A 7,359-nucleotide genomic window follows, 5' to 3' on the forward strand; every position below is an offset into this window, starting at 1 on the left:
CGTGTATGTGTCAGATCGGCGTTGGAAAAAAGCAGTAAAGCTACTTAAAGCTAGTGCATTTTTTAATGGTCGTGACCACATTAGCCCGCTGGACTTGTTATTACTGCAAGATTGCCTATGGAATAGTCCCGAATCAAGAGAGTTGGTGTATCGTATCATTCGTGAATTTGCGCTGCGAGAAGCTTTTGATCAATCTCAAGTAGAGCAGCAATGTGATACTTGTCGAATTACAATTGCTACGGTTCAAGAAGAAATCGAAGCTGATTTATCGATTACGTTATCGCTGGAAACTTCAAATGGATTAAGAAAAAAACAGATTTATCAGTATGATTTTAGCCAAGCGAAAACGTACCAAATTGGACAGGCAAAAAATTTGATTAAATTGGTCTTATTGCAAAGTAATATGTCTGTTGCTGAAGGGGAAAAAGGAGATAGCCGTTGGGTATATGTCACACAGGCAGATATGGAGCGCTTGATCAAAGAAGGACAAGGCGATATTTATGGCTACGTCAATCACAACCCTAATTTATGTCGTTTATGCTTTGAACGCGATGCAAATAATCACTTGGTGGTGAAGGATATTGCCAACCGTTCGATACGATTAGCCCTTGCCAGTCAAAAGGGCTTAGAACAAGGAATGTATCAAGACTGGTTAGAAAAAACGGAACAATCCTTGAGTCAATTGAAACAGGCAGAGCACCATTTATTGAAAGTTCGTTCTGATTTTCATGGCTCACTTCCCCATAGTTTTATCGATCCTGAATTGCCCACCGCGATGGAAGCAAGCTTACACCATATACAGCAACAGTTAGAATCCGCACAGCAAGAGTGTACCAAGCGTGTTCAACGTATCAAATCCTTACCAGAGTATTTTGCATGATTAGGATAAATAATGCTTGGGCCAGATAGTGTCAACATCGTTTTAGCCATTGCTGAATCGGGTATCATCGAAACAGCGGTGAACGATCTACTCGCTCGTTCACAACTTATCATGGTCGAAAATGAGGTGCTTCGTTCCTCAGTCAAAAACCATTTGGCCAGATGGCATAACCGTGTAAAACATCGTATTACTCGAGTGGGAGAGCAAGAGCATTTTCAAACCGAAATCGCGCTTTATCAGCAAACGGTTCAGCTAAGCGAGCGCGCTTTTATGAAACAGCTACCGGATTTATTGCAACAATTGGAGTGGCACTCCTCTTTTTATACCAAAGCACGTCAGTTAGTTGATGATAAAAAAACGTTTAATAACCCAATGTTTGCGCATTTCTTTTGTGATTGTTGGTATAAAGCGTTATGCCACGACATAAAACAAGCGCAGTTGATTGAGATCGAAAGCAGTAAAGAAAAGGAGTACCTTGAACTCTATCAGCGGATTGAAACGTTACGTAACATGCAACAGATAACCGATCAGGGCGGTGAAGGTAATGTTGGTCGCTTATGGGATATGGCTTCAGCCAAATTGAGTCGCATGGATTTATCGATCATTAAACGTCATGCGGAATTCCTTAAAAAACATCAAGAATTGCAAAACATTGCCCAGCAACTTGGCAGAATGGCCAGTCAAATTGATGCTCCTGACTTTAATTCTACTCAAGAAGAGCAAGCGACGATGAGCGAAGAAAAGTCTGATCAAGCGACGGATGATATTGTCGGAATTCATCCTAGCGATGATTTAAATCGACTTCTTCCAAATGAAACTTTATTTTTGGCTTATCCAGAGCTGGAGGTTGTTTTCTATAAACATTTGATTGATAAGCGATTAATGAATTATCGCATGCAAGGGAAGCAACGAACATTACGTAAAGTTCATGCTCAATCTGCTGCGCATGCACCTACGGAGATAGAAAAAGGGCCATTTATTATTTGTGTTGACGCTTCAGGTTCGATGAAAGGTTTTCCTGAACAATGTGCCAAAGCGCTGGCTTATGCCTTGATGCAAATTGCGCTCGCTGAAGAGCGTGATTGCTATGTGGTGTTATTTTCAACGCAATCGATCGTCTATGAGCTGACTCGTCAAGATGGGCTCAGAGAAGCGAGTGATTTTCTCAGCTATACCTTCCATGGTGGAACCGATTTAGATTTGGCTATAGCAAAATCGATTGAGCAAATGAATGAAGCACGTTATAACAACGCTGACCTGATCATTCTTTCCGACTTTATTGCACCAAAACAGAATGAAACGATTTTACAGCAAGTCCAAGCCTTAAAAGCGAGCAAGAATCGCTTTCATGCGGTGACATTGTCACGTTATGGCAACCCAGAAGTCATGAGTATGTTTGACCACTGTTGGCATTATCACCCGAATGTGTTCGGCCGTTTCATTAAAAAATGGTAGGCGCAGCGCTGCGCCTAAAGGGGTGTTTTTTTGCTATTTAAAATGGCTTGTATGCGTGGGTTAAGTTGTTTGCCGTTCTGTAGTTCGTACTCTTCTCGTTTGATATCATTGACATTTTTTATCGAATGGGCGGGCAGCAAGTTATCAGGCAACTCAGTAATGAGCTTGCCCTTTTCTTCCAACCGTTTCGCCTCTAAATAATATTTTTTAAACAGTTGATCCAATTTATTTTCCGCCACCCGTTTTAAATCATACAATTTATTTTGCACTAACCACTTTTCAATTTGATTTTCAGGCTCACGCGAAAGCACACGAATACGGCTGTCTAACAGCTCTTCTGCGGTTAAAGCATCGCGTAGCACCCATAGCTCGCCCATTTGTGGCGGCCAGCTATTACCCAATTGAATCCGTTCATGGCAATGCTTTAGCACTCGGTTCAGGCTATTGGCATCGATTGATTCGGCAAAATCAATAAACTTGCCGGTAGGCTGGCTGCCGTACTGGTATTCCCACTGCGTTTCATAAACGCTTAGAAAAGAACCAAAGACATGCAGACACCAGTCAGATGGTTCTTCATCTCCAACCACTTGTGGGGTGGTTGGTTCAGAAGGTGGGTTTTTTTCCTCTTTGGATAAGCTGCTGTCGGAAGCGCTCAGATGGGCTAAGCTTCGGTTTATACCCATTTCCCGCAGTTTGCTCTCGATTTCCTGAATGTTCAGAGGTTTTCGCTTGCTGTCTTTCATTGAGTTTCTCGTTCGTCAGCCAATACTGAAGTTTGTTTTCTAGGCGAGAGATGGTTAATAACTCACTCGCTTTTGATTTATGCCATAAAACGAACTTTTTCCAAACCAGAATATGATCATTGCTAATCCCAGAAAATTTGAAAGCTCGTTCAGCCCACATTGGAATTTCATTTTCATCTAAATCATGTGTCGCAATCGCATTGCCTTGCATCAGATTAGAGGCGTTATTACGGTAATGTAACGCTTGCTTCGGTACATTAGGAAAGCTTTCCTGAGGTGCAGGTGCAGGTGCAGGTGCAGGAGTAGTCAGGGCTACCTCGGTATCTTTTTGATCAATCCGCATTTTAAAAATATGCAGTTCCATACCTTGGCGATATTCAACATTGATTTTCTCTAGTTTTTTTTGCTCACATAATGCCCGTAAGCATTCGGCTAATCCAAAAGTAGACATACAGCACAACGGGCCCATATGCTCTAAGTTCACCGTTACGTATCCCATATCATCGGTACTATCTGCGAGCATCAGTAAAGCCAGTTTTTCTGCTGGATTTGCACAATTGAGTTGCCAGGCTAGATGGGTATATTTTGCGCTCACTTATCTTGGCTCCGATTAGGATAATATCAAATTAATCGCTATTGTATGCCACTGAAGAAGGGAGTTGTAGAGTTAGCCACAATTAAATCGAATAAGGCGAACAGAAAGCCGTGATTGTTTGATGCTAAGCTGACTTGATAAAATAAAACTCAGCAGAGCTTTGCAAATTTAGCGTTGAGGTAGGTTGTGTTGTTCGAAAGGTCAACAAACTCTAGTCATGCCAAACTCTGGTCATGCTGCATTGCAAGTACCATGATAATAAGGAGAAGTACCATGCTAACAATACATGGATTGGATCACGTAGTTTTACGAACAACAAAATTGGAAAAGATGCTGGATTTTTATTGCACAGTATTAGGCTGTCAGATTGAACGCGTCTTACCTGAAGAACTTGGATTGACACAACTTCGAGCCGGTAGTGCTTTGATTGACTTAGTGACCGTCAATAGTGAGCTCGGTCAGGAGGGAGGAAAACCACCACAGCAAGATGGGCGTAATGTCGATCATCTTTGTTTACAGATTTCACCGCTTGCTGAAGCTGCGCTTATTCACTATCTCGATCACCACCAGATCCCACATTCAGGCTTTGCCAAACGTTATGGTGCACAAGGATTTGGCCGCTCTATTTACATTGAAGACCCTGAAGGTAATGTGATTGAACTCAAACCGTTGAATCCGGAGTAACGAAATACCGGCGATCCATGGCGGCCTATTTTCACGTTAAATCGGTGTTTATCATGGAGTGATAACTCTTACTTTACATTTGGTTACATAGCGTTATAGTCAAATGCGGTGAGTGTCGCAAAAGATAAGGATGGTTATGCTGGCTCTTTTTTTCAAATGTTTGCTCGGTGCATTGGCTGTTTTGCTGATAGCTCTGCTTTCGAAAAGTAAAAGTTTTTTTATTTCTGGCTTGGTTCCTCTTTTTCCTACTTTTGCCCTCATCGCTCACTACATTGTTGGTACTGAACGTACCATGGAAGAGTTAAGAATAACCGTGCTCTTTGGGTTGTATTCATTGATTCCTTATGCCGCTTATTTATTGGCCGTTTATTACTTCAGTTATCAATTTAATCTCCTGTGGACTCTCAGTTTTGCTACTTTGGTGTGGATTGCTTTTGCGGGTCTACTTTTGGTGAGCTGGAGTCGTTTTCATCCGAGTGTGGCATAAGCTTTGCTGTTAACGTGTATTGCTGTCTGTATGGCTTTTAAAGCCGAGTGAGGCTTCTTTGTGTTCAAGAGAAATTCTTTGTCTAATCTATTAAAAATTACCATGATAGCTTTGCTTTCGATGTCGATTGGCGTGTGTTTCTCACTGCCATTAGCCGAACTGTTTATCGCCGCAATTTTGGTTGTTCTTCTGCGAAAAAAAGCCAATATTAGCTTAACGTTGCCTAAAACTTTGTTGATGTTTATTCAAGTGGTATTAGGGATCAGCGTTGGAGCCACTATTTCGATAGGGGAACTGGCCCAAACCTTAAGTTTCCCGATGGTGATTGGTTTAATTATTTGCCTGATGTTACAAACCAGTGGCGGTTTTTATTGGCTCTATAAACGTGAAGGGTGGCATCCCTTTGAGTCGCTATTGGGGGCGGTGCCTGGTGCAATGGCAGCCATATTGGTGATCAGTGAATCGGGCAGTAAACCGTCATCCAAATTAGTGTATGCGCATTCGGTTCGTTTGATCATTTTGATCTTGATGGCAGGGGTTATCTCCACTAGTGCGACGGAAACGGCAATTAATAGTGTCACTATGACGATTCAGCACTGGACGATATTATTGATATTGGTCGCTATCAGTATGTTATGTGGGAAACTCTCGATTAAATTTGGTATTCCAGCTCCTTATATGATTGCCTCGCTATTAATTACAGCAAGCGTGAATAGCGTGATGCCTGACGATGCATTATTGGTTCCCGTTTCTCTGGTGTTATTTGCCACCGCGCTACTGGGAGTATTGATTGGCATACGCTTAGCGGAAACGACGTTACGAGAAGCCTTTTGTTACTCAAAAGCCGGCATGATGGTGACGCTTATCGGATTAACGGTTGCGGTTGGTGTTTCTTTTTTAGCCGCACACTGGTTGGGAATGAGCTGGTTAGTTTTGCTGCTCTCTTGGGTGCCCGGAAGTGTTGAAGCGATGACCGCGGTGGCCCTTTTACTAGGATTAGAGCCTGCGTTTGTGATGGTTAATCACGCGATTCGATTATTGTTGCTGTATACCATGCCTGCATTATTTAAACAGCAGTTAGAACAGTTGCGTAATAAACATTAACAGGGGTGGCAGGTTAAATCGAACCGCTCTCGATTGGGAATCCATATTTTATGATCTGATGGATTCCCGAGCGCTTTTGAACCAACAAACACACCAGCCGATCAACTAACGGCGAGCGTTTGATGTGACGCTTCAGCAACGGGTTCCAAATAGTGAGCGACTTGTGCGATACAGTCTGCATCATGGTCAATGCCTAATTTGCTCCGTCGCCAAAAAATATCTTCCGCTCGATAGGCATATTCGTTCTCAATCAAATAATCAATTTCTCGTTGAAAAAGCGTCTCACTAAAGGCTATGCCTAAGTCATCGATCGTTTTGACATCGTGCAGTAGCGCTTGAGTACGTGAACCATATTGTTTCAGCCAGCGTGTTAAAGTTTGATCACTGACAAATGGAACTTGTTGCTTGAATTGAGTCAACAAAGCCTTGAGTTGGTAATTTTCGCCACCCGGTAAGGTGGATTGATCTGTCCAGCTTGACTTCATTTGTGGTAGGAATGCAGAGAGCTGTTTCATGGCTGCTTCTGCCAACTTACGATAGGTGGTGAGTTTGCCTCCGAAAATGGAAAGTAAGGGGGCTTCTTCTCCTTGTTGATCAAGCGAGAGAGTATAGTCGCGAGTGATAGCCTGTGGTGAGTCTGATTCGTCATCACACAGTGGTCGAACCCCACTAAATTCGGAAATAATGTCATCAATACTGATTTCACGCATAAAATGTTGATTAACGACATTGATTAAATATTGACGTTCTTCGCTTGAAATCTCGACCTCTCTAGGGTTGCCTTTATATTCAACGTCAGTAGTGCCTATCATTGAATATTGATCCAGATAAGGAATAACAAAAACAATACGTTTGTCTTCATTTTGCAGAATATACGCTTGCGGTTCATCGTGAATTTTAGGAACGATGATGTGTGAACCTTTGATTAATCGGATGCCATAAGGTGAGCGAATTTGAATATTACTGTCTAAAAATTGTTTTACCCATGGGCCTGTTGCATTCACCAATGCGCGACTTTTACGCACAAAGTGACTTTGCGTGCGTTCATCAAATAAAGTCACATTCCAGAGCGATCCCTCTCGCACGGCTTTCTCAACCCGGCAGTAATTCATGACTTCAGAGCCAAGCTCTTTGGCTTGCATCGCATTGAGAATGACTAGTCGTGCATCATCCACCCAGCAGTCTGAATATTCAAAACCGACCTTCATTTCTGGTTTAGTAACGGTTCCTGCTTTGAGTGGCACTTTTTGACTGGCAGGCAAAGAGGTTCGTTTACCCAAGTGATCGTATAAAAATAGCCCAATACGAATCATCCATGCAGGACGAAGAAAAGGGCGGTGAGGAAGACGAAAGCGCATAGGCGTCACGAGGTGAGGGGCTTTTTTAAGCAGCACTTCGCGTTCAGCAAGTG

The 7,359-nt window shown here is 42.6% G+C and carries 8 protein-coding genes; 5 read left to right on the plus strand and 3 right to left on the minus strand.

Annotated features, from left to right (window positions below; all coding sequences use genetic code 11):
- Together B7C60_RS19690 and viaA are read left to right on the plus strand one after the other, a co-directional pair.
- Window positions 1–880, plus strand: an 880-nt coding sequence (locus B7C60_RS19690) for an ATPase RavA domain-containing protein (protein ID WP_245869552.1), incomplete at its 5' end; no start/stop codon positions are given.
- A gap of 12 nt (window positions 881–892) precedes the next feature.
- Window positions 893–2,335, plus strand: coding sequence for an ATPase RavA stimulator ViaA (viaA, locus tag B7C60_RS15320; protein WP_099612389.1), 1,443 nt, complete (start codon window positions 893–895; stop codon window positions 2,333–2,335).
- A gap of 14 nt (window positions 2,336–2,349) precedes the next feature.
- On the opposite strand, the gene B7C60_RS15325 is transcribed toward viaA, so the two are convergent.
- Complete coding sequence (locus B7C60_RS15325; protein WP_099612390.1) at window positions 2,350–3,018, minus strand: hypothetical protein; 669 nt, start codon at window positions 3,016–3,018, stop codon at window positions 2,350–2,352.
- The gene (locus B7C60_RS15330; RefSeq protein WP_099612391.1) at window positions 2,939–3,673 is read right to left on the minus strand and encodes a hypothetical protein; all 735 of its coding nucleotides are present in this window, start codon (window positions 3,671–3,673) and stop codon (window positions 2,939–2,941) included. Before B7C60_RS15330 ends, B7C60_RS15325 begins: the two co-directional genes overlap by 80 nt.
- Before the next feature lie 273 nt (window positions 3,674–3,946).
- On the opposite strand from B7C60_RS15330, the gene B7C60_RS15335 reads away from it, so the two are divergent.
- From B7C60_RS15335 to B7C60_RS15345, 3 genes are all read left to right on the plus strand, one after another.
- The gene (locus tag B7C60_RS15335) at window positions 3,947–4,357 is read left to right on the plus strand and encodes a VOC family protein (protein WP_099612392.1); all 411 of its coding nucleotides are present in this window, start codon (window positions 3,947–3,949) and stop codon (window positions 4,355–4,357) included.
- Window positions 4,358–4,493: 136 nt separating this feature from the next.
- Window positions 4,494–4,844, plus strand: a complete 351-nt coding sequence (locus B7C60_RS15340) for a GlpM family protein (RefSeq protein WP_099612393.1) — start codon at window positions 4,494–4,496, stop codon at window positions 4,842–4,844.
- Window positions 4,845–4,904: 60 nt separating this feature from the next.
- Entirely contained in the window at window positions 4,905–5,948 is a 1,044-nt protein-coding gene (locus B7C60_RS15345) for an AbrB family transcriptional regulator (protein ID WP_099612394.1), read from the plus strand.
- A gap of 101 nt (window positions 5,949–6,049) precedes the next feature.
- Here B7C60_RS15345 and glpD read toward each other — a convergent pair.
- The coding region (gene glpD / locus B7C60_RS15350) for a glycerol-3-phosphate dehydrogenase (protein ID WP_245869555.1) at window positions 6,050–7,359 on the minus strand (1,310 nt) is incomplete at its 5' end.

Source organism: Vibrio fujianensis, from assembly GCF_002749895.1.
Taxonomy (GTDB): Bacteria; Pseudomonadota; Gammaproteobacteria; order Enterobacterales; family Vibrionaceae; genus Vibrio; species Vibrio fujianensis.